This is a genomic window from Moraxella bovoculi 237 (assembly GCF_000696305.2).
Lineage (GTDB): Bacteria > Pseudomonadota > Gammaproteobacteria > Pseudomonadales > Moraxellaceae > Moraxella > Moraxella bovoculi.
Genome location: NZ_AOMT01000005.1, coordinates 419,907 through 445,516, shown reverse-complemented (window position 1 = coordinate 445,516; position 25,610 = coordinate 419,907). Strand labels below are relative to the sequence as shown.

Genomic DNA, 25,610 nt, shown 5'->3' with positions numbered 1-25,610 from the left:
GCGGTCATGTCTAAGTATTTTATTGAGCGTCCCATCTTTGCATGGGTGATCGCCATTTTGATCATGCTGGTAGGTATTATTGCGGTTCGCAGTTTACCCATTGAGCAGTATCCGCAGATTGCTCCGCCGACAGTTTCGGTGAGTGCTGTCTATCCTGGCGCTGATGCTGAGACGGTAGAAAACACAGTAACGCAAGTCATCGAGCAGCAGATGAAAGGTCTGGATGGTCTGATGTACATGTCATCAAGCTCATCAGCGAATGGCTTGGCCTCCGTTACGCTAACCTTTGAAAATGGCGTTAATCCTGACACCGCGCAGGTACAAGTACAAAACAAGCTACAAGCAGCGACCAGTTCACTGCCAGCTGATGTACAGCGTCAAGGCGTGACGGTTAATAAGTCTAGCAGTAGCTTTTTGATGGTGGCATCATTCATCTCTGAAGATGGCAGCATGACACAGTCGGACATCGCTGACTATATTAACTCGAACGTGGTGGATAGTTTAAGTCGTGTTAATGGTGTGGGCTCGCTGAACGTGTTTGGCTCGCCTTATGCCATGCGTATATGGCTAGATCCTGCCAAGCTTTCTTCTTATGCGCTGATGCCATCTGATGTCTCAGCTGCGATTCAATCACAAAACGTGCAAGTATCAGCAGGTCAGCTTGCTAACCTACCAACAGATCTAGATCGTCAAGTGATTAACGCGACGGTGAGTGTGCAAAGCTTCCTGCAGACGCCAGAGCAATTCGGCAACATCATAATTAAATCTGACCCTTCAGGCGCAAAAGTCTATCTGCGTGATGTGGCAGATATTGAGCTGGGCTCAGAAAGCTACGCCGTTAAGACTCTATATAATGGACAACAAGCCGCGGGTATGGGCATCATGCTTGCCTCTGGTGCCAATGCCCTTGAGGTACGTGAAGCGGTACAACAAAGGCTTGATGAGTTGTCACAAGGCTTCCCTAAAGGTCTAAAAATCGTTGTGCCTTACGACACCACACCATTTGTTAAGCTGTCTATTAAGCAAGTTGTTATGACGCTTCTTGAGGCGATTGTGCTGGTGTTCTTGGTTATGTTCTTGTTCTTGCAGAACTGGCGCGCAACCATCATCCCGACACTTGCGGTACCTGTTGTTATTCTAGGTACATTTGCGGTATTATCGCTATTTGGTTTTACCATTAACATCCTAACCATGTTTGCGATGGTGCTTGCCATCGGTCTGCTCGTCGATGATGCGATCGTTGTCGTGGAGAACGTGGAGCGTATCTTAGAAGAAAATCCAAATATCTCAGTCAAAGATGCCACCATCCAGTCGATGGGTGAGATTAGTAAAGTTGTTATCGGTATTGCACTGATTCTGTCGGTGGTATTCGTACCGATGATTTTCTTTGGTGGCTCGGCTGGTGTGATTTACCGTCAGTTTGCGGTAACACTGATCACCAGTATGTCATTGTCAGCATTAATTGCACTTATCTTCACACCTGCGCTGTGTGTAACCATTCTAAAACGCCAAGCGCACAAAGACATCCACACTCAAAAAGGCTTCTTCGGTTGGTTTAACCGTTTCTTCTTCAAGGCCAGCCGTGGCTATGAGAAATTCGTAGGTAAGACCTTCAATGCCAAGTGGATCTTTGCGATCGTGTATGCTGCGGTTATCGCTGTGATGGCATTATTGTTCACGCGCTTACCATCATCATTCGTCCCAGAAGAAGACCAAGGTGTCTTGATGACATTGGTTCAGCTGCCTGCAGGTTCGACGCTTGATCAGACCGCAGAAGTGATGGAGAAGATTGGTGGTTATTTCCATGAACAAGAAAAAGACAATATCGAGTCGGTATTTACCATCTCTGGCTTTAGCTTTGGTGCCAGTGGTCAAAATGCGGGTTTGGCGTTTGTTAAACTAAAAGACTGGAGTGAGCGTACTTCAGATGAAAGCCTAGCTCAAGCAGTTGCGGATCGCGCCATGGCATTGAATGTCATGATTCCAGAGGCGACGTTGGTATATCCGATTGCGCCACCTGCGATCCAAGGCTTTGGTAATGCCAGTGGCTTTGATTTACAACTCCAAGACATCGGCGGTGTGGGTCATGCTAAGCTGTTGGAAGCTCGTAATATGCTACTTGGTATGTCTGCTCAAAACCCAGCTGTGGCAGGTGTCCGCCCTAATGGTCAAGAGGATGCACCTAAGCTTAAAGTAAACATCAACCAAGAGCAAGCAGCTGCCTATAACCTAAATATGGCAACAGTAAATGGCGTTCTGGCTCAAGCCTTTGGTGGTAGCTACGTTAATGACTTCATTGATCGTGGCCGTATCAAGAAAGTATATATGCAAGGTGCTCCTGATAGCCGTGCCACACCTGAAGACATCAATAAGTGGTATGTGCGTAACAGCCAGGGCGAGATGATCAGCTTCGGCGCGTTCTCTAACAGTGAATGGCAATATGGTAGCCCTGGGCTTAACCGTTATAACGGTCTGTCATCACTGAATGTTCAGGGTTCAGCCGCGCCTGGTAAGAGTACGGGTGATGCCATGCTTGCCATGGAGCAGATGATCTCCCAGCTGCCTGAGGGTATCGGTTATGAGTGGACAGGCCTATCACTAGAAGAGCGTAAGACTGGCGGTCAGGCTTTGACACTATATGCGATCTCTATGGTTGTTGTATTCTTGTGTCTGGCAGCGCTGTATGAGAGCTGGTCGGTACCATTCTCGGTGATGTTGGTTATTCCATTGGGTGTTATTGGTGCGGTTATCTTTACCATGCTTCGAGGCTTTGCTAACGACGTCTATCTACAGGTGGGCCTGCTCACGGTAATTGGTCTTTCCGCGAAGAATGCGATTTTGATTATTGAATTTGCCAAAGAGATTCAAGAGTCGGGGGCGAGTCTAAAAGACGCGGTCATGCAAGCAGCTCGAATGCGTCTGCGCCCGATTATCATGACATCTCTTGCCTTTGGTATCGGTGTTGTGCCTTTGATGGTTGCCACAGGCGCAGGATCTGGTAGCCAGAACGCAGTCGGTACGAGCGTGGTCGGCGGGGTAATCACAGCGACTTTCCTAGGCGTGTTCTTTATCCCGATGTTCTATGTGTGGGTGCGTTCAGTCTTCCCATATAAGCCAAATCTTGCCAAACCCGTCGCTGCATGCGAACGCGAGTAAGGAGAATTTATGAAATCAACCAAAACAGTTCGCCTGTTCACACTCTCAGCCCTAGTGCTGGGGGTATCGGCGTGTAGCACGATTCCAAAATCAGCCCAGACCATGGTGGCTCAGCCAAATTTGGCAGTGGATCAGGCTTACCAAGTGCTAGATCAACAGACCATCAGCGTGGCAGAAGCACCAAGCGTGGCATCGATGCGCTGGCAGGATTTCTATGCCGATCCCAAACTTAAGTCATTGATCGAACTCGGTCTGAACAACAACAAAGACCTACAAAAAGCTGTTCTGGCGATCCAAAGCTCGCGTGCCCAGTATCAGATCACCGAAGCTGACGGCATTCCAAAGCTGGGCGCATCTGGTGGTGCGACTCGTTCAGCATCGCCTGCCGATCGTAATGCCAGCAGTGGCTACAATGTCGGTCTTGCCATGTCTAGCTACGAGATTGATTTTTGGGGTAAAGTGGCGAACGCCAAAGACGCAGCGCTGTATAACTATCTTGCGACCAATTCAGCCAAAGACGCGGTGCAGATTTCTTTGATTTCTAACATCGCGCAAAGCTATGTCAATCTAAGCTATGCATTGGCCCAGCGTCAGCTTGCTGTTGAGACATTAAAGACTCGTGAGCATTCACTAGACATCACGAATAAGCGCTTTAAAGCGGGGATTGATGCACGCTCACCCAGCTTGCAGGCAGAAGCGTCACTAGAAGCGGCGAAGTTGGCGATTTATCAAGCTGATACTGGCATTCTACAAGCGCGTAACGCACTACAGCTGCTACTTGGCGCACCAGTCCCTGATGAGCTGATGCCTGACATGGCGGTAGATAACATCACGACCCAGACGCTATTTAGCACAGGTCTTCCAAGCGAACTTCTGTACTATCGTCCTGACATCGTACAAGCAGAGCACGCATTAAAAGCAGCAGGCGCGAACATCAATGTGGCACGTGCTGCTTATTTCCCATCGATCAGCCTGTCGGGTAATTTAGGATTTAGTTCATCTAGCCTAAGTAATCTGCTAGAGTCGAGCGCTTTTGCTTGGTCTGTTGGCCCTTCGATTAATCTGCCAATCTTTGATGCAGGTGTTCGACGTGCTAATTATGAAGTGGCAGAAGTCGCCCAAAAGAGTGCATTAGTCACCTACGAAAAAGCCATTCAGACCGCCTTTAAAGAAGTAGGTGATGTGTTGGCAAGCCGTGCTACGCTTGGCAGACAGCTAGAATCTCAGTATAAGCTTCAGAATAATTATCAACAAACCTATCAAATCGCCCATGCGCGTTTCCGCTCAGGTTTGGATGATTATCTAAGCGTGCTGGATGCGGAGCGTTCATTATTCGCCAATCAGCAAAACATCCTAAACTTAGAATTACAAAAAATCCTAAGTCAGATTCAGCTGTATCAAGCATTGGGTGGCGGCGCAACATTAACTGCTGAACAGATCGCCAGCCTACGAAAGCAGCGTGAAGCGATGCGTACGGCTGAACTTGCGACCACAGAGAAGCTTATGACTGTGAGTGCGGATGTGGCCGATGCTGGTGTCGAGATCGTACAGCCTGCACCAGCGACATTGAATGTGATCGAGCCTGCTAATGCTGATGGTATTTCAACACCTATCAGTATTCAATAATGATCTGACAATAAAAAACGCTCATCCAATGGTGAGCGTTTTTTTATTTGCTGCCAGGGTAATTTTAGACGATGGGCTTTCTGCGATAAAATAAAATACCAGGGATGGATAAGCCCAATACCAAGGCAGAAATCACAAATATCGTCTCAAAAAAATAACTCATCATCACGACAAATAAACTCATATCAAAGCCAAAGTAACCAATCTGCACCATACTAACCATTGCCTTATAGGCGGGAATACCAGGCATGAGGCAGATGACGCTAGGGACGATGAGCGCCTTGGGGGGTAGGCGAAATCGTTGGGCAAACCGTACACCCAAGAAACTTGCAAGCATCGAGCCAAAAAATGTCGATACCGCCAAGTGAACGCCCATATTTACCATCATGCTCTTAGCACCAAAACCAAGCGCGGTCATGATAAGACAATAGATAATATAGCGACTTGGTAGCGTGAACATTAAGCACCAGCCTAGAGTGATGACGCATGATAATAGTATGTCAGAGATTAGCCACATATTATAGTCCCCAGTGCGGTATCTGTAGCAAAATAAGCGCAATCACAATACCTACGCACGCCGATAATGTCAGCATCGTTGCGAACATCCATCGTCCCACACCCATATTGATGTATCCTTTTAATATGTCGGATAGAGCGTTGATAATAGGAAAGCTCGGCACAAGCAAAAGCACGCTGGCAGCGACCGCAATGTCAGCATGATGGCCTAGTGCCACGATCTGCGATGAATCCAAAAAATACGCCGTTGCCCCGAGTAACGTCGCCACGAATGCCGTAATAATAACCACCACAAACGGGTTGAAATGATGCGCGGACAAATACACGCGCATTCGCATCGCGCAGAACCCCGCCACCAATGTAATGGCTGAGATGATGAGATTACCACCACTTAAATAAGCAAAGCAGGCACAAGATAGCCCAACGAATAATGACATCAGGTTATTGGGATAAGTGGTGCGATTAATGTCATCAAAACGTGATTCGATGTCATCGATGAGTGCGTCATCTTTGGTGGCGGATTCGGCATATAGCACGATTTGCTGGATTTGAACTAGGATGCTGACGTTAATGCCTTGATGTACGGTATTGCGGGCGGTGGTGATGCAGCGTCCATTGTATAAGGTGGTTAGGGTCACCGCATTAAATGACAGCGCACATTCAACCCCACCAACCCCAAGCGCCACACCAAGCCGCTTAGTTAGATCGACCACGACTGCTGATTCTCCGCCATACTGCATAAATAGCAGGGCGCAGCGTACACATAGCCTGGTGATGCGCTGCTGCTCTTCGTGAGAGATGTAGGGCAATCGGCGTGGGGTGTTTTCGCTGCTGGGCATGGGTAGAATAAGAGATGTATAAATTTTGACATATTGTAAAGCCAATCATCAAAAAAATCATCACAATTGCACCAAAAATTTCAACAAATCATTGCAAAAGCCTTAAACGGTGCTATAATCACGCGATAGTTTTCACTTTTTGTAAACCCCAAAATATAAGGAATGACTTATGAATATGGCAACCCAACAAGGCAAATTATGGCTTGATGGCGAACTCGTTGATCAGCCTGAAGCGAAAGTTCACGTATTGACGCACAGCTTGCATTATGGTTTGGCGGTGTTCGAAGGTGTGCGTGCGTATGAGACGCCAGACGGTCGCACTGCGATCTTTCGTCTAGAAGAGCACACCGAGCGTCTATTAAATTCTGCTAAGATTTTCCAATTAAACTTGCCTTATAGCCATGCAGAGCTAGCACAAGCCCAAAAAGATGTCGTCCATCAAAATGGCTTGGCAAGTGCTTACATTCGTCCATTAATCTGGGTGGGTTCAGAGAAGCTTGGCATCGCCGCCAAGGATAACAGCATTCATGCAGCAGTGGCTGCGTGGCATTGGGGTGCATATCTTGGTGAAGATGGCATCAATAACGGCATCCGCGCCAAGACATCTAGCTATACCCATCACCATCCTAACGTCACCATGTGTAAAGCCAAAGCCGCTGCCAACTATCCTGTGTCTATCTTGGCTAACCAAGAAGCGACCAAGGCGGGCTATGATGAAGCGATCTTGATGGATCCGCAAGGCTATGTGTGTCAAGGCTCGGGTGAGAATTTGTTCTTGGTAAAAAATGGCGAGCTACATACGCCCGACTTGGCAGGCGGTGCACTTGATGGCATCACTCGCCGCACCATCATTGAATTTGCCAACGATCTTGGTATTAAAGTGATTGAGCGTCGCATCACTCGTGATGAATTCTATCTGGCTGATGAGATCTTCATGACGGGTACCGCAGCCGAAGTTACCCCGATTCGTGAATATGATGATCGCGTTATTGGTAATGGCTCTCGCGGCCCGATCACCGAGAAGCTACAAACCTTGTATTTTGATGTGGTTCAAGGCCGCAACGAGAAATACAAGCATTGGCTGACCTTTGTTAATGCTTAATACATATAATCAAAAAAGACGGCTTATGTCGTCTTTTTTATTTTAAGATATAAGTTTGATACCTAATTAAAATTCTAATTTAGCAAAACTCCACCCGTTGTTTTGTGGTATCATAATGCAAATTTATCAAACAATAAAAAGGCGCAATCATGATAAAACCAATCCTAGATGATAACTGGCAATCCGATGCCTTAGACCCTGCTTTGGGGTTTTTTACTCAAACCTTGGCGGTGCGCGGTGGCTATCATCGTACGGACGAGGGTGAGCATGGTGAGGCGATTTTTACCACCAGCAGTTATGTGTATAAGTCTGCCAAAGATGCTGCTGATCATTTTGATGGCACGAAGAAGGGCAACGTCTATAGCCGCCACACCAATCCTACCGTTCGCGCCTTTGAAAGACGTCTGGCGTTGCTTGAAGGTGGTGAGCGCTGTGTCGCTACCGCAAGTGGCATGGGTGCGATTTTGACGATGTGCTTAGCCTATCTTAAGGCGGGTGATCATTTGTTATGTGCTAAGCAGTTGTTTGGTTCCTCTGTTGCGCTATTTGATACTTATTTTAAGGCGTTTGGTGTCTCTGTCAGTTACGTGGATTGTTTTGACAATGACGCATGGGAGAATGCCATTCAGCCTAATACTCGCGTGCTATACTGTGAGAGTCCCTCTAACCCGCTGGCGCAGATTGCTGATTTGTCATTTTTGGCGAATCTTGCTCATCACAATGATGCGCTGCTGATCGTGGATAACTGCTTTGCCACGCCAGCCATCCAAAAGCCGCTAGAGCTGGGCGCGGATGTTGTTATCCATTCTGCCAGTAAATACATCGATGGTCAGGGTCGTGTGATTGGTGGGGCGTTGGTAGGCTCCGATGAACTTATGGAGAAGGCATTCGGCGTGGTGCGTACCGGTGGCATCAGTCTGTCGCCATTTAATGCGTGGGTGCTATTAAAGGGGCTTGAGACGTTAAACTTGCGTATGAGAGCGCATTGTGAGAATGCCAATCAAGTCGCTGCGTTTTTATCAAATCATCCCAATGTTGCCAAAGTACACTTCTCAGCGCTTCATGACCACCCAAGCCATGAACTTGCCAAGAGTCAGCATCAACATCTAGATGTACAAGGCGGCGCATTCGGGGCGATTATTGGCTTTGAGGTTTATGATAAGGACAGCGCTTGGCAGGTAATCGACAGCACCCAAGTCATCAGCATCACCAATAACTTAGGCGATGCTAAGTCCACCATCACACATCCAGCCAGTACGACGCATTTTCGCATGACGCCTGAGCAGCGATTGGAGGCGGGCGTGACCGATGGGCTCATTCGATTGTCGGTAGGACTTGAAGATGCCAAAGACATCATCAACGACCTAAAGCGTGGGCTAGATGCTTTGTAATGTTGTTGTGTGATTTTAAAAACCAAGTCCATTTGGATTTGGTTTTTTATTGGTAAATTGACAAGGTTTTCAAGTATAATAAGGTACTTTTATCATCAGAGTTCGTCATGAGTTTTTTAACCAAATTATTCAAAAAATCCAACGAAAACGATTCTATCGCTGAATACAGAAAGCAATCTGTTGATGATGTTAGCCAAGACATGGCGCGCGCGCAAGCTCTGTACGATGAGGCGACCGAGCATTATCAGGCAGGTAATTATGAAGAGGCGGCGGCTCTGCTGCTAGAATCAGCGTCGCTGGGTCTTGCCGATGCCCAGCGCAGTCTTGGTGTGATGCACTGTCAGGGCTTAGGGGTGCGCCAAGATTACGAAAAAGGTCACGAACTTCTAAAGAAATCAGCCGAGCAAGGCAACATTAAGGCATGTCATAATCTGGGCGTCATGTATTACCATGGGTTTGGTGTCAAGCAGAGCCATAAAGAGGCATTTGCTTGGTATAAGCAAGCTGCCGATCACGGTTATGCTGAGTCTTGTCATAACATCGCACTGATGTATGAATATGGCGTAGGTGTGGCAGCAGATGAAGATGAAACGGTAAAATGGCACAAAAGAGCAGGCGATCTAGGGGTGAGTCTGTCGTATCTGAATTTGGGTAATCTGTACTGTGTAGGGCGCGGCGTTCCGCAAGATTATACCGAGGCAATAGAATGCTTCAAAAAAGCAGCGGCAGGAGATATTCCAGAAGCCATGTACAATCTGGCTGTGCACTATCAACGTGGTGAGGGCGTCGCGCAGGATCTGACAGTGGGGTTTGATTATTTCTTACAAGCTGCCAATGCTGACTTTGCGCCTGCCATGCATCAAGCGGCGCTCTGCTATCTAGATGGTAAAGGCGTATCAAAATCAACCGATGAAGCCAAGCTGTGGTTACAAAAAGCCGCCCAAAAAGATCACGAACCAGCCACAGAATTGCTCAACAAATTAACAGCATCACAAGAATAATTATTAAGGGTAAGAATATGAACGCTAGGGATTGGTTGATCGCTTTGGGTGTTGTGTTTGCTTAGGGTATTAATTTCATATTCATGAAATTTGCCTTGATCGACATCTCGCCCATGGTGCTTGGATTGCTCCGATTTGCCTTTTTGCTTTTCCCTGCCATTTTCTTTAAGCGCCCAGATGTGCCTTGACGCTGGCTTATTTTGTATGGATTGACCATTACTTTGGACAATTTGCCTTTATGTTCTTGGCGTTATCGATGGATGTGCCCACAGGACTGGCTGCACTACTGCACCAAAGTCAGGTTTTCATGACAGTACTGCTGGTTACGAGCATGTTCAAAGAAGCTGTACTAAGACACCACCTGATCGCCATGATAGCAGCAGCTGTCGGATTGGCGTTAATCGGTGTTGGACAGTATCAAGGCAACTCGCCTTTGGTTGGTCTGTGGGTGGTGTTGGCGGCATCATTCTGTTGGACGGTGGGTAATATCGTCGTCAAAAAACTGGGCGCGGTTAATCCGTTATCATTGGTAGTGTGGGGCAATATCTCGGCATTGGGTGCTTTTGCTGTCGGTTCATTGTGGTTATATGGCATAGATGGTTTGAGTGCGCAGGTTTAGAATCTGACTTGGGGCGGTTTGGCGAGTGTGCTGTATCTGGATTATGTCGCCAGCCTATTGGGGTATGCAGGTTGGGGTTACCTACTTTCTAAGCATCCCGCCAGCCAGGTTGCGCCTTTGGCATTACTCGTGCCTGTGATTGCACTGTTGGTGGGTTTTGTATTCCTGTCACAGAAGCTTAATTTTTGGCATTGGTTGGGTGTGATCGTTGTCATGTTGGCACTGATGGTGCATGTCTTTGGCGCTCTTCGCTTATTCAATTCATCATCTAAATAAGAGTAATTATTAAAAAAATATACGCGCTGGCCAAATTTGTGGTACAATGACCGCAAATTTACACTATATCGTGTGTAAATTTCCAAGTATCATACTATATATTGATTTAAGTCAGCTTTTATATAAATCAACAAAAACGACTTTGGGAAACATTACCATGCATTATTCTATTTTTTGCCAAACAAAAAATGATGTCCTAAAAGAACCCATGTTCTTTGGTCAGCCTGTCAATGTGTCACGCTACGACCAACAAAAACACCCGATTTTTGAGCAGTTAATCGAAAAACAGCTGTCGTTCTTTTGGCGACCTGAGGAGATTGATGTATCGCGTGATCGCATCGACTTTGCTGAGTTATCGGTGCATGAGCAACACATTTTTTTGTCAAATCTAAAATACCAAACGCTGCTTGACAGTATCCAAGGTCGTAGCCCGAACGTGGTGCTATTGCCGTTGGTGTCTATCCCTGAGCTTGAGACTTGGATCGAGACTTGGTCGTTTAGCGAGACGATTCACAGCCGCAGTTATACACACATCATCCGTAACGTGGTGAATGATCCGAGCAAGATTTTTGATGATATCATCGAAAATGAGCACATTCTAGAGCGTGCCAGTGACATCGCGCGATATTATGACGATCTGCATCGCGCTGCACAGTTGTATGACTTGCACGGTGAGGGTACTTATACCGTGTGCGATGAGACGGTGGAGGTATCCTTAAAAGACCTTAAGAAAAAGCTGTACCTGTGCATCGTGGCGGTGAATGTCCTTGAAGCGATTCGTTTCTATGTGTCGTTTGCTTGCTCGTTTGCGTTCGCTGAGCGCAAAGTCATGGAGGGTAATGCTAAGATCATTAAGATGATCGCTCGTGATGAGGCTTTGCATCTAAATGGCACACAGCACATGATTAACCTGATGCGCTCTGGTCGTGACGATCCTGAGATGCTTGAGATCGCAAAATCTTGTGAAGATGAAGCAATTGATATCTTTAGAAGTGCTGCCGAACAAGAAAAAGCATGGGCGGAATATCTGTTCAAAGACGGTTCAATGATCGGACTTAACAAAGACATCCTGTGCCAATATGTCGAATTCATCACGAACACACGCATGGCGGCGATTGGCTTGCCTGCGATCTTTGAGACCAAGTCGAATCCGATTCCATGGATTAACGCGTGGCTGTCATCTGATAATGTGCAGGTAGCACCACAAGAGACAGAGATTACCACTTATTTGGTTGGTCAGATTGATTCTGATCTGGATGATGTGGATTTGGATGATTTTGAATTATAAATCAATACTTAAACCGTCAAGCTGCTTGGCGGTTTAAAAATCTGATAAAGACAGTTTATAAAAATAATAATTGATTTAAGATTTTGCAAGAAAACAGGTGTGCAATGGGCTGGGTATTTACCGACGAGATGCGCTTTTATTTACACGAAAATGAAACGCTATTACAGGGCATGAGACGTACAGGTCATCAGAAGGTTCGTTTTGAATGTCAGCAGGGGTATTGTGGCTCGTGCAAAATGCGAGTGACCGCAAAGACTGGTAAGCTTGTCATGACAAAAAAGCCAATTGCCATGCTTGAAGAGGATGAAGTTTTGGCTTGTTGCTGTCAGGCGACAGGCACCATGTGTGTGACCTATGCGCCTAGAATGGAAGGCGAGCAGCTAAGTCTATTCGAAGATAAGAGCGTCTCGGATCTAAGACACTGGTGGCTCGCTCATGAGTGCTGGAGGGTGTGATGATCTTAGATAGACACAATTTTACCAATAAGGCGCTGATACTAACAGCGATCGGTCTCGTGGTGATTGGCGGGGCGTGGTACTTGCGCCCAGGTGCTAAGCCAGCCAAGTCTGATGTGATGCCTGATGTAGATCTGTCGATGCTAAGCATCCCTAAGGCGGTCAGCCTGTCAAGGTCGAAGTAGAAGCGGTGCGTTATCTGTCCATTGATGATGACAGCATTAATGCAGCTGAACGAAAACAACTAAAACAACAGCTAAATCATCTTAAGCGCACAGTTAGTCTATCAGGTGGTGTGCTGACGGATGAATTCAAGCAGGTCACGCGTGCCAAAATAACTTATCGATTTGGATGCAAGCAGCTGCTTAGCTTTGAACCGACTAAGGTTGAATTATCAGGTTTTTCTTGACGGGCAGGCAGTATGAAGGCGTACTCGGTGAGCATGGCTATGATACCTTGTATTGGTTGTTTGAAAATCCTGACAATAAATCTCGCATAGAGATTATTGAGACCAAAATTTTAAAAAATTCGCCAGTCGTTATGTACCACGAATTAATGAACAAAACAATCACAGGTACACCGGTGCTATATGAGCATCTGACTGACAAGAAAGCCGTGAATTATCAAAAAGCGCGTTTCGTTCATGAAGATAGGCTTGATGTCATTAATGCCAAAGGACTAATCCAAGTTGAGTTTGAGTCATTATTAGTAACCATCAATTAAATACCGCTCAGATGAGCGGTATTTTATTGATGGTAATTTAAGAGTTATTTTGGACTGGGCTGGTCGGTCTTAGTGATGAGACTGCCAGATCCGTACGCTCATCCATCTCATACAGTGCACCTGCACGACCCACGATTAGAGGGTCGATGTTGCCGATATGGGCAGGATCTTTGTTCTCGTAGTTGAGCTTATTTAGCACATAGCGCATGGCGTTTAGTCGAGCACGTTTTTTGCAGTCGGATTTGATAACGATCCATGGCGATTCGGCGGTATCGGTGTTAAAGAACATCGCTTCTTTGGCTAGTGTGTAGTCATCCCATTTGTTCAAAGAGGCTTTATCAACAGGAGAGAGTTTCCATTGTTTTAGTGGGTGGTTCTCACGGCTGGCGAAACGGGCTTTTTGTTCTTCGCGCGATACTGAGAACCAGAATTTCACCAATTGAATGCCCGATTCGATTAGGTGTTTTTCGAATTCAGGCACTTGATGCATGAAGATTTGATACTCTTGTTCGGTACAAAAGCCCATCACGCGCTCAACAACGGCACGGTTATACCAAGAGCGGTCAAACAGTACGATCTCGCCAGAGGTAGGCAGGTGCTGTATATAACGCTGGAAATACCATTGGCCTTTTTCTTGTTCGGTGGGTTTCTCAAGAGCGACAACACGCGCGCCACGAGGGTTTAGATGCTCCATAAAGCGCTTGATGGTACCGCCTTTACCGGCAGCATCACGACCTTCGAATAGGATAACCAGTCTTTGACCTGTGGCTTTGACATGGTGTTGTAGTTTTAATAGTTCGATTTGGAGTTTGTATTTTTGAGCTTCGTAGTTTTTGCGACTAAGGCGATGTTTGTAGGGGTAACCGCCTTCACGCCAGTTGTCTGAAAGTTGTGTGTCCTTTGACTTGTCAGCGCGCAGTTGACCGACCATCTGTGTTACAGGCAGATAATCGTTCAGCACCTGACCAAGTTCAACCAAATCATCAGGTGTGGCATGCATCAGCAGCTCTTCAAGCTGTGTGGCTGTGCTTGGCATGACTTTTGGTTCGGTCTTGGTGGTGGTTTTTTTGGCTGGGGTGGTCTTAGGTGCTGCTTGGGTGCTGCTGGTGTTTTTGGTGTCTTGATCATTAACTGGCATGAGTCACTCCTTAGCTGGTTGAGGTTGAGTTAATCCTTTATGTTAGCATCTTGTGAATGGTTGCGCAATGTCAATTATCTGATGAATATATACAAAATACTCATGAATAAAACGCCTTAATAATGAACATCAAGGCGTTATATGTCAAGGGATGAGATAAGGTTCGATGAGCTCTGTACTGTCTGTGCGAGCATCCAGCGCAACCAGTAGGGCATATGCACCGATGAATTTACGACTGATGAACATCATCTCTTTGGGTGGTAAGCTAAATTCAAGGGAGGTCATGCCATCTTTAGCAGTAGCCATCACGCGATTATAAAGCTGACTGCCTGCCCACAGATAGCGATTATTGTCATCAAGATAAGCATTATTAACATGTTCTGCCTTGGCAAAAGGCTCACACGCCATCAAAAAAACCTTAGCCATGTCGTCTTTTGGCTTGCCAGTCAATTTATCAAAAAAATCATAACCTGTCATGGCTGATTTCATCATCTGACTGTCTTGATGATAGCCTGCGGTGAGTAAGTTTTTTGCGATGGTTAGTAGATGGCTATCAAAGCGTTTCACCGCACCAAAATCAAGCAAAACCAAGCGATCCGTATCATTCTCGCTACGCACCAGATAATTACCAAAATTAGGATCGGTCTGCATCTCTCCCCATTCGAACAGTTCGCGAATGACGATCTCGATGGCGGCTTGACCAAGGGTGTTACGACGTTCTTGGGGTAGCTGCAGAAGCGCAGGGTCATTCAAAGGAATGCCTGCTTCATAGCTCATACAAATCAAGCGATCAGTGCTGTAATTGTCATAAATGGTCGGCACGATATAGCGATCATCATCCGCCAGATAAGCAGCAAATCGCTTCGTGGTCTTAGCTTCAGTACGATAATCCACCTCGGTATGTAGCAGCTCTTTGATCTCTAAGAACCAATCATCCAGCGCTTTGGTCTGTGGGACAGCATTTGTAATCTTAAGTAGCTGCCTAAAAATCGCTAGGTCAGAATCGATGGCGTTAGCAACATTGGGATATTGAACCTTGAGAACGACGGTACGTCCGCTGTATTTATGTTTGGCTTTATGGACTTGGGCAAGGCTTGCAGTACCGATGGGGTTGCGCTCGATCTCAAAATCATCAATGCGATCTCCAAGCTCATGCTTTAGGGTGTCATAGATGATGTGCCATGAGAGTGGGGCGGTGTTGGCATCAAGTGTGTGCAGGGCATTGATGACTTCGCGCGGCAAAAAATGCTCGCCATACAGCGCAAGCATCTGCCCAATCTTGACCACAGAGCCTTTTAGTTTGCCCAGTTCGCTGACCAGATAATCCGCTTGTTCTTGGAGTAGGGCGTGCTTTTGGGTCTCTCGCGCCTCTTTACTTAAAAATAACCCCGATACGCCGCTTTTTGCCCAAGTCGCCCCGATGTTCAATGAGGTCTTGGCGATGGAAAGTCTGCGTTGTAGTGGGGTTGTTTTTAGGGTATTTAGCGGTTTGGTCATGATGTCTTGTTGTGATATTTTGTCTCATAAATTGGGGTTATTATACCAAAAAATCAAGTCATTATGGCGTGTTTGTGCTTGATGTATAACAAAAAAGCTCTTTTAAGGCAGTGCTTAAAAGAGCTCGATTGATTATAATCAATATTAGCGTTCGATCGCATGCCAGCCAATGTCACGACGGTATTGAATGCCATCAAAGCTGATGCTGCCACAGCCTGCCAAAGCACGCGCCTGTGCTTCTGCGACAGTAGCGCCTAGAGCTGTTACGCATAGAACACGACCGCCATTGGTTAGGATTTGTCCGTTGGCTTCTTTGGTGCCGGCATGGAAGACTTTTAGGTCATCGTGTGAACCGATGGCTAGTAGACCTGTGATGACATCATCTTTTGATGAAGTCTCAGGATAGCCACGGCTTGCCAATACGATGCCTAGCGCCACACGCTCATCCCATTCGGCAGATACGGGAAGCTTACCATCTAGACCAGCTGTAATCAAATCGACCAATGATGACTGTAGTCGCATCATGATCGGCTGAGTCTCAGGATCGCCAAATCGGCAATTAAACTCAATCACATAAGGGTCGCCTGCCTCGTTAATCATAAGACCTGCGTACAAGAATCCTGTGTAAGGTGTGCCATTGGCTTTCATGGCATCGACGACAGGGCGAATCACGCGCTCGATGACCTTGGCGTGTACATCAGCTGTCACGACAGGCGCAGGCGAGTACGCGCCCATGCCACCTGTGTTGGCGCCTTTATCACCTTCAAAGATGCGCTTGTGGTCTTGGCTGGTCGCCATTGGCAGAATGTTATCACCGTCAATCATGCAAATAAATGAAGCTTCTTCACCTGCCAAGAACTCTTCGATAACCACACGAGAGCCTGCTTGACCGAATTTATTGCCAGACAGCATGTCATCAATGGCATTAAAGGCCTCTTCTTCGCTCATCGCGACGATGACGCCTTTACCAGCTGCTAGACCATCTGCCTTGATGACGATCGGCGCGCCTTTGGTGCGGACGAATTCTTTGGCAGGTTCGATCTCGGTAAATACTTCGTAAAATGCGGTAGGAATGCCGACTTTTTTCATGAAATCCTTGGCGAATGCCTTAGAGCCTTCTAGCTGTGCGCAGTATTGGGTAGGGCCCCATGCTTTAATTTTGGCACGGCGAAGGTCATCGACGATGCCTGCCACTAAGGGTGCTTCTGGGCCAACTAATACAAACTCAACATTATTATCTTGACAGAACTTGATAACAGCATCGTGGTTGGTGACATCTAGGTCGATGTTTTGTAGTTTTGGTTCTATTGCTGTGCCTGCATTGCCTGTGGCGACATAGACGGTATTGACTTTGGTGTCTTTAGCGCATGCCCAAGCCAGTGCGTGTTCGCGCCCGCCTGTACCAAGTACAAGAATATTCATGGAGGATTTCCTTGTGGATTGAGGATTTTAAAAAGCCTTATTGTAACAAAATTTCGATAAAAAATCCGCTTTTGGTGGTTATTTAACGCTAACTTGGTAGGTTGAACCATCCAATTTGATTGTTAACTTATCGCCGCTCATCAGCTTATCGACGCCCTTGGGTGTGCCTGTCATGATGATGTCACCTGCCTGTAGCCCGTATAGCTCATCAAGATATTCAACCAAATAATCAAAGCTATACATCATCTTATCTGTGCTATCATCTTGGCGCATCTCGCCATTGACTGACAACGACAGATGATAGGTCTTATCTTCAAATGGCATAAAGTCGCCAAGCCAGCAGGCATCCTTAAAGCCTTTGGCCTTGAGCCATGGCAGACCTTTTTTCTTGCAGATGCTTTGTACATCTCTGGCTGTCAAGTCTAGCCCAACGGTGGCCGCGACGATTTGCTTACCTTCACCGATGAGTAGGACAAGTTCAGTCTCGTGATGGACGTTATCTGAATAGTCGGGCAGGGTGATGATATCGCTAGTGACGATGCTGCTGTTCGGCTTTAGGAATACCAGCGGCTCATCAGGCACGGCATTACCAAGCTCATGAATGTGTTCGACGTAGCTGCGTCCGATGCAGTAGATGGTGTTGATGCGATAGCTGGCATCGCCCAATGTGATGGCATGCATGATGTCCCCTTGTGAATGGATGTAGGAGCATTATAAGTCCTAACTCACAAAACATCAATCGACTTGGCAGTGCCTTGCGATGATGCTCACAAGATAAGGATAATAATAAGGCGGGATGTCGTGACCCATGCCGTCGATGAGCTCAAAGCGAGCATTTGGAATGATCTTGGCTAAGAACTTACCATGACTGGGGGTAAGCAGTCCGTCTTTGCTGCCGTGTAGTACGAGGGTGTTCGCGCGAATCTGCTTACTAAAGCGCAAGATAGAGCCGGAAGCCAAGATGGCATTTAGCTGCTGGGCGACACCAAGCGGGTGAAAATTACGCTGATAGCGTTTCTCTGCGATGGCGCGAGTACCCTTAATATCTAGATGTCCTGGTGAGCCGACTGCTGTCATGAACCACACGCTATGACGCACCATGTCTCTTTCGGAGTGGCTCTCTGGGCGACGCACGAAAGTCATGAATTGCTTGGGATTTGGTGGCCTCAAGAAAGCACGATTACTACTGGTGAACATCAGCACCAGATTATCCACATATTTAGGGTAACGCGCTGCGACGATCTGTGCGATCATCCCACCCATCGATGCGCCCACCAGATTGACTTTATCTAGATTCATGGTCTTGATGAGTCTGGCGACGTCTTCTGCCATGTCAGTGAGTGTGTAGGCGACAGGCTCTTGGCGGTTGGATAGACCTGCTTGCACCTTGAGCATCATCTTTAGGGTGTTCACCTTGGGCAGGCCATCGATGCGAATTTTGCTAGACAGGCCTGTATCACGATTATCAAAGCGAATCACAAAATAGCCAGCATCAATGAATTGTTTAAGCAGCTTATCCGACCAGAACAGCATTTGAGACCCAAGCCCTGTGATAAAAATCATCGCAGGATGTGCAGGGTCACCCCCAGCTTCCACGCACAGCGACATGCCTTCACCGATGTGGATGATGGCTTGATACAGATGTTCACAGAGATCAGACGGTTGCCAGTCTATCTGTCCGAACTTTTGCCAACTCTCTGGCAAATCTGTCGGCTGCACATGGAAGGGGGTGTCCATTAGATTTCTACCATCTCAAAATCTTCTTTGGTGACGCCACATTCAGGGCAAGTCCAATCATCTGGAATGTCTTCCCAGCGGGTACCTGGCGCAAGACCTTCTTCAGGGCAGCCAAGCTCTTCATCATAAATCCAGCCGCAGACGATGCATTGATATTTTTTCATAATAAACCTTATGCCTAGACGATTTGGTACAAATCGATGTGGGTGATTGTCGTGTTAAAAACTGTGCTTAGTTTACAGATGTATCGATTTTTTGCAAGTAAATTTTGTAAAAAGATGTGATTGGCTGAGATTTGTGTTGAAATATTTAAATGAAAATGTCCCACTGTCTTTAAATTTTGCCAAAAATCCCAATGATAAAGGATTGAATAATCGTCATCACGGACCATCATGAGAATCCCAGACATCAAAAATACCACGCGAGAAGAGCGACATCTTAACCAGCTTGCCAAGCAACTCCAAGAAAGCGCCGAACTGACAGGCGTCAATGTGTCAGGCACACAGATCAGCAGTCAAGCCTTTGACCTTGTCAGCGACTACGAGCCGGCAGGCGATCAGCCCACCGCCATAGCTGGCTTGGTGGACGGTGTCAAGGCAGGTAGAACAGAGCAGCTATTGCTTGGCGTGACAGGTTCGGGTAAAACTTATACGATGGCAAAAGTCATCGCCAAGCTTGGGCGACCTGCGATAATTATGGCTCATAACAAGACCCTAGCCGCCCAGCTTTATGGCGAGTTTAAGGCGTTTTTTCCCAATAATGCGGTGGAATATTTTGTCAGCTATTATGACTATTATCAGCCAGAAGCGTACGTGCCTGCGTCCGACACTTTTATAGAAAAAGACTCTGCCATTAACGACCACATTGACCAAATGCGACTGTCCGCCACTCGCGCTTTGCTAGAACGCCGAGATGCGATTATCGTGGCTTCTGTGTCCGCCATTTATGGCTTGGGCGACCCTGAGAGCTACCTAAAAATGCTCCTTCATGTGGTGGTGGGCGATGTCGTGGATAGAACCGCCCTTATCAAACGTTTGGTTGAGCTACAATACGAACGCAACGAGCTGGATTTTGGGCGAGGGACGTATCGCATTCGTGGCGAGACTTTGGATATTTATCCTGCCGAGAGTGAGAACCTTGCCGTACGCATTGAGATGTTTGATGATGAAGTCGAAAAAATCGTCTGGTTTGACCCTTTGACTGGTAAAAATGTCCGCACCGTCCCACGTATTACGATTTATCCAAAATCGCACTACGTTACCCCACGAGAAAAATTGGAACAAGCAAGCGACACCATCAAAGTCGAGCTTGCTGAACGATTGGAATATTTTAGAGGTAATGACAAGCTCATCGAAGCCCAGCGTATCAAAGAGCGTACCCAATACGACCTTGAGATGATACAACAGTTAGGCTACTGCAACGGCATTGAGAACTACTCACGTCATCTGTCAGGGCGACCTGCTGGGCTTGCTCCGCCCACGCTGTTTGACTATGTGCCTGATGATGCGTTGTTGTTTATTGATGAAAGTCATGTTACCGTCCCACAAATCGGAGCAATGTATAAGGGCGACCGCTCGCGCAAAGAGACCCTCGTTAGCTATGGCTTTCGCTTGCCGTCCGCTATGGATAACCGCCCGATGAAATTTGAAGAGTGGGAGCGTATCAAGCCGTCCACCATTTATGTGTCCGCCACGCCTGCCCTATATGAGCTTGAAAAAGCCCAAAACATCGTGGAGCAAGTCGTCCGCCCCACAGGACTGATTGACCCTGTCTTAGAAATCCGCCCTGTGCTTACCCAAGTGGACGATGTGCTTGGTGAGATAAACCTGCGTAAACCCTTAAACGAGCGGGTGCTGATTACCACGCTCACCAAACGCATGGCGGAGGATTTGACCAGTTACTTAAAAGAATATGGCGTAAAAGTCGCCTACCTACACAGCGACATTGACACGGTAGAACGCATGAAAATCATTCACGAACTTAGAACAGGCGTGCATGATGTACTGGTGGGGATTAACCTTTTGCGTGAGGGCTTGGATATGCCAGAGGTGTCGCTTGTGGCGATTTTTGATGCGGATAAAGAGGGTTTTTTACGCTCGGAGCGTTCGCTCATTCAGACCATTGGGCGAGCAGCACGGCACGTTAGTGGCAAGGCGATTTTGTACGCTGACAGCATTACTCCCAGTATGCAAAAGGCGATAGATGAGACCGAGCGCAGACGAGCCAAACAAATCGCTTTTAATACTGAACATTGCATCACGCCAAAATCGGCAAGCCGTGCCATCACCGATAAGATTGACACAGGCGAAGAAGAAGCCATGCATGCCCTAGGCAGTGCGGTCATCGCCCAAAGTGCGATAGCTGGCGTGGACGAAGAGATTTTAAGACGACCTGAGCTCATCGTTAAAGAAATCAATCGCCTAGAAAAACAAATGCGCACACTCTCAGCCGAGCTTAAATTCGAAGAAGCAGCGCGCGTTCGTGATGTTGTATTGGCACTAAAAGAGCGTTTAATTGACTAAAAAGTCACAAAAGTCTTAAAAGTCTTAAAAGTTTGTTGATTTTTTTGCCAATTGTTATAAAATGATGAGAAGTTTTAAACCGTCATTCATTAAGAGTGATGATATACTTTCGCAAAAGGGCTTGCAATACGCGGGCTCTTTTATTTTTTTAGCCACTTTCCATATTGGAGAATAGCCATGAAACTAAAAAATATTGCACTTGCGCTAGTAGCTGCTACTGCAACTACCGCTGCTGTTGCCGCACCTGCAGGCACTTGGACCATCGGCGCGGGCGCTGCTTACGTTGATCCTAAGAGCAACCCAGGTCTAGAACTATCTGTTGATGAAGATGTTCGTCCAAGCGTTACTTTCGAATACTTCCCAGTTAAAAATGTTGGTATCGAACTGCTAGCAGCACACCCATTCAAGCATGACATCGAGTCTGACGGCGAGAAAGTTGGTTCAGTTAAACTACTTCCACCAACTCTATCTCTACAATACCACTTCGACAACGGTGGTAAAGTTGTACCATTCATCGGTGCTGGTGTAAACTACACTACTTTCTTCAAAGAGCGCCTAGCTGTTTCAGATCTTGAACTAAAAGACAACTGGGGTGCAGCTGGCCACGTTGGCGTTGACTTCAAACTAACTGACCGTGACGCAGTTCGTCTAGACGCGCGCTACATTGATCTTAAAACTGACGTTAAAATTGATGGTGCAAATAAAGGCGAACTAGACCTAAGCCCATGGGTTTATGGCGTATCATTCGTTAAATCATTTTAATCTTTGATTGGAATAAAAGAGCCGACCATGTTGTCGGCTCTTTTAATGCTTGCTTTAAATTAATAGCTAAAAAATCTATCTTGACGGTCGCGATTTCCATGAATATTGAAAAACATCCTTTGTTGCCATTTTTACCAAAGAATGCCAAGGTATTAATGCTTGGTAGTTTTCCGCCGCCAAAGTTGCGTTGGAAAATGGATTTTTATTATCCGAATTTTAATAATGATATGTGGCGCATCATGGGATTGGTGTTTTTTGGCGATAAAGAATGCTTTATTGATGTGTCGAATAAGTGTTTTTATCAGGACAAGATTGAGAATTTTTTGAGGGAGCAAGGCATTGCCATTTTTGATGCTGCCAAAGCGGTAGTACGCGAGCAGGACAATGCATCGGATAAGTTCTTAACCATCATCGAGCCCTCTGATGTCTCCAAACTACTTGCTCAGATGCCAAAATGCGCACATATTATCACCACAGGAGAAAAGGCGACCGAAATTCTGCTGTCAGTTCATGGTTTAAATCCGCCAAAAATTGGCGAGTCAGTGCAATTACCCATCAATGACAAAATAGTGACATTGCGCAGACTGCCGTCATCTTCGCGTGCCTATCCTTTGGCATTGGATAAAAAAGCGGCATATTATCATGCCGTATTTGATGAGATCTTTGATTTAGATGAAGATTTTTTGTATTAAAAACATATATAGGCAGGTGCCAGCACCGATGGATAAAAACACGTTGCGTCGCCAAATGTGAAGTAAGACTACCACGATCCCTGCGATGAATTCTGGTGCGCCATGATGTGGCGTGAGCAGATCGACGTTCTTATAGCAGTACACGACCAAAAGCCCAAATACAGCAGAGGGTAGCGCCTTGCCTAGATATTGTACGAATTTGGGGATGGGTTTGTTTTCTGCAAAGGCGATAAAGGCAAGTCAGCGACAGATCTGTACAGCGATGATGGCGATAAGGATACTGATTATTTGTTGTTCAATACTCATGAATCATCCTAAATGGTAGGCACGCAAGCGCGTACGGAAAGCGCCAAGCAAGATTAAAATCCCAGCCATCGCAGGAATCAAGAAGTTGTCCTTGCCAAAATTACCAAAGAAACGATGCTAATACCAAGCCCGATGATTGAGATGATGTGGCTGTCCTCTTTGAGCCATTACTCCACAAAAATCACCAAAAATAAAGCCGTCATGGCAAATTCTGAGCCTTTCAAATCAAAAGGTAAAACATCACTCAGTAATGCCCCCAAGTGCCGCACCACTCACCCAATAAATGTGTAAAAAAATCGTGATAAATACCATAAACCACGTTTTATCGATACCATCTTCAATATTGGCTGAGTAATTGATGGCAAAAGATTCATCGGTCATGGCTGACACAAGATAGAACTTTTTAAAGCCTGCAATACCCTTAAAATTATGCAGCATCGAAATGCCATAAAAAATTTGCCGAGCGCTAATCATGCCGATCAGCAGCAGAACAGATAAGGGGTTAAATGCTGCCAATAACACGCTTGCCATGACAAACTCAACCGAGCCTACAAAAATAAAAAACGCCATCGCAATGGGGTAAATCGCCCCAAAGCCAAGCGAACGCATATAGACGCCATATGCCATTCCCAAAAACAAAAAGCCCGATAAAATAGGCAGGCTCTGAATAAAGGCGGATTTTATGGTGGGTTTTAGGTGTTGCATCGGCTACAAGCTAAAAGTATGAATAATCAAAAATAGCAAACCGCTATTATAAGTTAAAACCATTCAACTGCAACCAAAAGCCCATAAAAATACAAATTTAATCCTTGGTCAAAAGCACTATTTGTGCAAGTTAGCGATCATATTTGGCATGATTAACTTTCATGATTGTAGCTACCGATGTTGGTAAATTAACGTCTTTTTTATATTGATTTATGCTACAATATCATGAAATTTACATTGAATTTTGGAGTATGTTCATGACTGACGCGACCAATAAAAAAATCCCGCATGTATTGATGATTCTAGATGGTGTGGGACATCGCACCGACCCACGAGATAATGCAGTTTTGGCGGCGAATACGCCCAACTTGGATAAGCTAACCGCGACTTGCCCTAACGGTCTGATCTCTGGCTCTGGCATGGATGTGGGTCTGCCCGATGGTCAGTTTGGTAACTCTGAAGTGGGTCACATGAACTTAGGTGCAGGGCGTATCTTGTTCCAAGATTCAACTCGTATCATGAATGATATTAATACGGGTGATTTTTTTAAGAATGAAGCTTTAGTCGGTGCTGTCAAAGCTGCCAGTGAGGCAGAAGGTGCGGTTCATATTCTGGGTCTGTTGTCAGATGGTGGCGTCCATGCGCACATCGATCACATGAAAGCGGCTGTACGCATGGCATTAGAGCAGGGTGCACTACAAGTATTTGTGCATGGATTCATGGATGGACGTGACACGCCGCCGAAGTCAGCCGAGGCTTATGTGGCAGATTTTGAAGCGTTCTTGGTGGACATCAGCGGCCAATACGATGGCGAGGCGAAGATTGCCAGCATGATCGGTCGATTCTTCGCGATGGATCGTGATAAGCGCTGGGATCGTGTTCAAGCCGCTTACGAACTTCTGACCCAAGCCAATGCTGTACGTGAAGCGGGCACAGCCATCGATGCGGTAAAACAAGCTTATGTAGCGGACGAGACTGACGAATTCATTCAGGCGACCATCATCGATGATAACGGCATTATCTGTGATAATGATGCGGTGATTTTCATGAATTTCCGTGCAGACCGTGCTCGTGAAATCAGCCAGGCCTTCGTTAATAATGACTTTGATGGTTTTGAGCGTAAAGTGGCGCCAGAGCTGTCCGCCTATGTCATGCTGACCAAATATTCAGATGAATTAGAAAACAACCCAAAAACCACCATCGCCTATTATCCAACCAGTCTGGCTAATACTTTGGGCGAATACCTACAAAATAATGGTAAAACTCAGCTTCGCATCGCTGAAACTGAAAAATACGCTCACGTAACGTTCTTCTTTAGTGGCGGACGTGAAGAGTTATATGACGGTGAAAAGCGCATCTTGGTGAACAGCCCTGAAGTGAAGACCTATGATCTAAAGCCTCAAATGAGTGCTTATGAGGTTACTGATAAATTAAAAGCAGCCATTGAGTCAGGTGAATTTGATGTACTCATCATTAACTACGCCAATGGCGACATGGTGGGGCATACAGGCGTATTCGAGGCAGCTGTAAAAGCTGTTGAGGCGGTCGATGAGTGTATTGGTGTGATCGTTGATAGTGTACAAAAGATGGGTGGGCATTTGCTGGTTACCGCTGATCATGGTAACTGCGAGCAGATGCAAGACTATGAAAGTGGGCAAGTGCACACACAGCATACGACTGAGCTTGTTCCGTTCATTTATGTGGGCGATAAGAAAGTTAGTGTACGTGAAGATGGTAAACTGTGCGACGTATCACCGACGATCCTGCATTTGATGGGAATGCCAAAGCCTAGTGAAATGACAGGCGAGAGCCTATTAATCGAAGGCTGAGCATTCGC

The 25,610-nt window shown here is 46.3% G+C and carries 26 protein-coding genes; 16 read left to right on the top strand and 10 right to left on the bottom strand.

The features are described from left to right. The first annotated feature begins 6 nt into the window (after nt 1-6). A complete protein-coding gene (locus tag MBO_RS02420; RefSeq protein WP_036362881.1) occupies nt 7-3,156 on the top strand; it encodes an efflux RND transporter permease subunit in 3,150 nt (1,049 codons plus the stop codon). A 9-nt stretch (nt 3,157-3,165) separates the two neighbouring features. After that, entirely contained in the window at nt 3,166-4,782 is a 1,617-nt protein-coding gene (locus MBO_RS02415) for an efflux transporter outer membrane subunit (protein ID WP_080702151.1), read from the top strand. 64 nt (nt 4,783-4,846) lie between these two features. On the opposite strand, the gene MBO_RS02410 is transcribed toward MBO_RS02415, so the two are convergent. Next, a complete protein-coding gene (locus MBO_RS02410) occupies nt 4,847-5,299 on the bottom strand; it encodes a threonine/serine exporter family protein (RefSeq protein WP_036362878.1) in 453 nt (150 codons plus the stop codon). Between the two features lies 1 nt (nt 5,300). Beyond that, entirely contained in the window at nt 5,301-6,137 is an 837-nt protein-coding gene (locus MBO_RS02405; RefSeq protein WP_046698225.1) for a threonine/serine exporter family protein, read from the bottom strand. Nucleotides 6,138-6,306: 169 nt separating this feature from the next. Between MBO_RS02405 and MBO_RS02400 the strand changes: the two genes are divergently transcribed. The 10 genes from MBO_RS02400 (at nt 6,307) to MBO_RS02355 (ending at nt 12,992) form a co-directional block, all read left to right on the top strand. Further along, nucleotides 6,307-7,239, top strand: a complete 933-nt coding sequence (locus MBO_RS02400; protein WP_036362876.1) for a branched-chain amino acid transaminase — start codon at nt 6,307-6,309, stop codon at nt 7,237-7,239. A gap of 149 nt (nt 7,240-7,388) precedes the next feature. Then, a complete protein-coding gene (locus MBO_RS02395; protein WP_036362873.1) occupies nt 7,389-8,630 on the top strand; it encodes an O-succinylhomoserine sulfhydrylase in 1,242 nt (413 codons plus the stop codon). Between the two features lie 107 nt (nt 8,631-8,737). Further along, nucleotides 8,738-9,631 (top strand): SEL1-like repeat protein, encoded by an 894-nt coding sequence (locus tag MBO_RS02390; RefSeq protein WP_052585247.1) that lies wholly within the window; start codon nt 8,738-8,740, stop codon nt 9,629-9,631. Between the two features lie 184 nt (nt 9,632-9,815). Then, on the top strand, nt 9,816-10,250 hold the full coding sequence (locus MBO_RS02385) for an EamA family transporter (RefSeq protein WP_118873402.1): 435 nt from the start codon (nt 9,816-9,818) through the stop codon (nt 10,248-10,250). Nucleotides 10,251-10,268: 18 nt separating this feature from the next. After that, entirely contained in the window at nt 10,269-10,526 is a 258-nt protein-coding gene (locus MBO_RS02380; protein ID WP_052585245.1) for an EamA family transporter, read from the top strand. 157 nt (nt 10,527-10,683) lie between these two features. Beyond that, nucleotides 10,684-11,814, top strand: coding sequence for a class Ia ribonucleoside-diphosphate reductase subunit beta (nrdB, locus tag MBO_RS02375; protein WP_036363233.1), 1,131 nt, complete (start codon nt 10,684-10,686; stop codon nt 11,812-11,814). A 104-nt stretch (nt 11,815-11,918) separates the two neighbouring features. Next, complete coding sequence (locus MBO_RS02370) at nt 11,919-12,269, top strand: 2Fe-2S iron-sulfur cluster-binding protein (RefSeq protein ID WP_052585244.1); 351 nt, start codon at nt 11,919-11,921, stop codon at nt 12,267-12,269. Next, nucleotides 12,269-12,454, top strand: coding sequence for a hypothetical protein (locus MBO_RS02365; protein WP_036362871.1), 186 nt, complete (start codon nt 12,269-12,271; stop codon nt 12,452-12,454). The genes MBO_RS02370 and MBO_RS02365 overlap by 1 nt, the downstream gene beginning before the upstream one ends. Before the next feature lie 5 nt (nt 12,455-12,459). Beyond that, entirely contained in the window at nt 12,460-12,678 is a 219-nt protein-coding gene (locus MBO_RS02360) for a hypothetical protein (RefSeq protein ID WP_036362868.1), read from the top strand. Beyond that, the gene (locus MBO_RS02355; RefSeq protein WP_036362865.1) at nt 12,675-12,992 is read left to right on the top strand and encodes a hypothetical protein; all 318 of its coding nucleotides are present in this window, start codon (nt 12,675-12,677) and stop codon (nt 12,990-12,992) included. Before MBO_RS02360 ends, MBO_RS02355 begins: the two co-directional genes overlap by 4 nt. Nucleotides 12,993-13,029: 37 nt before the next feature. Here the strand turns inward: MBO_RS02355 and ppk2 are convergent, their stop codons facing one another. From ppk2 to MBO_RS02325, 6 genes are all read right to left on the bottom strand, one after another. Continuing rightward, nucleotides 13,030-14,130, bottom strand: coding sequence for a polyphosphate kinase 2 (ppk2, locus tag MBO_RS02350; RefSeq protein ID WP_036362862.1), 1,101 nt, complete (start codon nt 14,128-14,130; stop codon nt 13,030-13,032). A gap of 144 nt (nt 14,131-14,274) precedes the next feature. Further along, entirely contained in the window at nt 14,275-15,627 is a 1,353-nt protein-coding gene (locus MBO_RS02345; protein WP_036362859.1) for an ABC1 kinase family protein, read from the bottom strand. 144 nt (nt 15,628-15,771) lie between these two features. Then, entirely contained in the window at nt 15,772-17,049 is a 1,278-nt protein-coding gene (gene purD / locus MBO_RS02340; protein WP_036362856.1) for a phosphoribosylamine--glycine ligase, read from the bottom strand. A 78-nt stretch (nt 17,050-17,127) separates the two neighbouring features. Next, on the bottom strand, nt 17,128-17,730 hold the full coding sequence (locus tag MBO_RS02335; protein ID WP_036362852.1) for a fumarylacetoacetate hydrolase family protein: 603 nt from the start codon (nt 17,728-17,730) through the stop codon (nt 17,128-17,130). 54 nt (nt 17,731-17,784) lie between these two features. Further along, complete coding sequence (locus MBO_RS02330) at nt 17,785-18,786, bottom strand: alpha/beta fold hydrolase (RefSeq protein ID WP_046700031.1); 1,002 nt, start codon at nt 18,784-18,786, stop codon at nt 17,785-17,787. Further along, a complete protein-coding gene (locus MBO_RS02325) occupies nt 18,786-18,950 on the bottom strand; it encodes a rubredoxin (protein WP_036362848.1) in 165 nt (54 codons plus the stop codon). The genes MBO_RS02330 and MBO_RS02325 overlap by 1 nt, the downstream gene beginning before the upstream one ends. Nucleotides 18,951-19,178: 228 nt before the next feature. Between MBO_RS02325 and uvrB the strand changes: the two genes are divergently transcribed. The 3 genes from uvrB to MBO_RS02310 all read left to right on the top strand — a co-directional run bounded on the left by uvrB (nt 19,179) and on the right by MBO_RS02310 (nt 22,762). After that, a complete protein-coding gene (gene uvrB, locus MBO_RS02320) occupies nt 19,179-21,308 on the top strand; it encodes an excinuclease ABC subunit UvrB (protein ID WP_036362843.1) in 2,130 nt (709 codons plus the stop codon). Nucleotides 21,309-21,485: 177 nt separating this feature from the next. Continuing rightward, nucleotides 21,486-22,070, top strand: a complete 585-nt coding sequence (locus MBO_RS02315; protein ID WP_036362841.1) for an OmpW/AlkL family protein — start codon at nt 21,486-21,488, stop codon at nt 22,068-22,070. 98 nt (nt 22,071-22,168) lie between these two features. Beyond that, a complete protein-coding gene (locus tag MBO_RS02310; protein WP_036362838.1) occupies nt 22,169-22,762 on the top strand; it encodes a uracil-DNA glycosylase family protein in 594 nt (197 codons plus the stop codon). Here MBO_RS02310 and MBO_RS10305 read toward each other — a convergent pair. Both MBO_RS10305 and MBO_RS09920 read right to left on the bottom strand, forming a co-directional pair. Then, entirely contained in the window at nt 22,739-22,993 is a 255-nt protein-coding gene (locus MBO_RS10305; RefSeq protein ID WP_227712651.1) for a branched-chain amino acid transporter permease, read from the bottom strand. The genes MBO_RS02310 and MBO_RS10305 overlap by 24 nt on opposite strands. Nucleotides 22,994-23,308: 315 nt before the next feature. Further along, nucleotides 23,309-23,773: an AzlC family ABC transporter permease gene (locus MBO_RS09920; RefSeq protein ID WP_197971974.1), complete on the bottom strand. Its 465-nt coding sequence runs from the start codon at nt 23,771-23,773 to the stop codon at nt 23,309-23,311. Between the two features lie 257 nt (nt 23,774-24,030). Between MBO_RS09920 and gpmI the strand changes: the two genes are divergently transcribed. Next, on the top strand, nt 24,031-25,602 hold the full coding sequence (gene gpmI / locus MBO_RS02295) for a 2,3-bisphosphoglycerate-independent phosphoglycerate mutase (protein ID WP_152545084.1): 1,572 nt from the start codon (nt 24,031-24,033) through the stop codon (nt 25,600-25,602). Nucleotides 25,603-25,610 lie beyond the last annotated feature (8 nt).

Excerpts from the sequence above, each read along its gene's own strand:
- MBO_RS02420 (WP_036362881.1), top strand. The coding sequence starts at position 7 with ATGTCTAAGTATTTTATTGAGCGTCCCATCTTTGCATGGGTGATCGCC.
- MBO_RS02415 (WP_080702151.1), top strand. The coding sequence starts at position 3,166 with ATGAAATCAACCAAAACAGTTCGCCTGTTCACACTCTCAGCCCTAGTG.
- MBO_RS02410 (WP_036362878.1), bottom strand. The coding sequence starts at position 5,299 with ATGTGGCTAATCTCTGACATACTATTATCATGCGTCATCACTCTAGGC.
- MBO_RS02405 (WP_046698225.1), bottom strand. The coding sequence starts at position 6,137 with ATGCCCAGCAGCGAAAACACCCCACGCCGATTGCCCTACATCTCTCAC.
- MBO_RS02400 (WP_036362876.1), top strand. The coding sequence starts at position 6,307 with ATGAATATGGCAACCCAACAAGGCAAATTATGGCTTGATGGCGAACTC.
- MBO_RS02395 (WP_036362873.1), top strand. The coding sequence starts at position 7,389 with ATGATAAAACCAATCCTAGATGATAACTGGCAATCCGATGCCTTAGAC.
- MBO_RS02390 (WP_052585247.1), top strand. The coding sequence starts at position 8,738 with ATGAGTTTTTTAACCAAATTATTCAAAAAATCCAACGAAAACGATTCT.
- nrdB (WP_036363233.1), top strand. The coding sequence starts at position 10,684 with ATGCATTATTCTATTTTTTGCCAAACAAAAAATGATGTCCTAAAAGAA.
- MBO_RS02370 (WP_052585244.1), top strand. The coding sequence starts at position 11,919 with ATGGGCTGGGTATTTACCGACGAGATGCGCTTTTATTTACACGAAAAT.
- MBO_RS02365 (WP_036362871.1), top strand. The coding sequence starts at position 12,269 with ATGATCTTAGATAGACACAATTTTACCAATAAGGCGCTGATACTAACA.
- ppk2 (WP_036362862.1), bottom strand. The coding sequence starts at position 14,130 with ATGCCAGTTAATGATCAAGACACCAAAAACACCAGCAGCACCCAAGCA.
- MBO_RS02345 (WP_036362859.1), bottom strand. The coding sequence starts at position 15,627 with ATGACCAAACCGCTAAATACCCTAAAAACAACCCCACTACAACGCAGA.
- purD (WP_036362856.1), bottom strand. The coding sequence starts at position 17,049 with ATGAATATTCTTGTACTTGGTACAGGCGGGCGCGAACACGCACTGGCT.
- MBO_RS02335 (WP_036362852.1), bottom strand. The coding sequence starts at position 17,730 with ATGCATGCCATCACATTGGGCGATGCCAGCTATCGCATCAACACCATC.
- MBO_RS02330 (WP_046700031.1), bottom strand. The coding sequence starts at position 18,786 with ATGGACACCCCCTTCCATGTGCAGCCGACAGATTTGCCAGAGAGTTGG.
- MBO_RS02325 (WP_036362848.1), bottom strand. The coding sequence starts at position 18,950 with ATGAAAAAATATCAATGCATCGTCTGCGGCTGGATTTATGATGAAGAG.
- uvrB (WP_036362843.1), top strand. The coding sequence starts at position 19,179 with ATGAGAATCCCAGACATCAAAAATACCACGCGAGAAGAGCGACATCTT.
- MBO_RS02315 (WP_036362841.1), top strand. The coding sequence starts at position 21,486 with ATGAAACTAAAAAATATTGCACTTGCGCTAGTAGCTGCTACTGCAACT.
- MBO_RS02310 (WP_036362838.1), top strand. The coding sequence starts at position 22,169 with ATGAATATTGAAAAACATCCTTTGTTGCCATTTTTACCAAAGAATGCC.
- MBO_RS09920 (WP_197971974.1), bottom strand. The coding sequence starts at position 23,773 with ATGCAACACCTAAAACCCACCATAAAATCCGCCTTTATTCAGAGCCTG.
- gpmI (WP_152545084.1), top strand. The coding sequence starts at position 24,031 with ATGACTGACGCGACCAATAAAAAAATCCCGCATGTATTGATGATTCTA.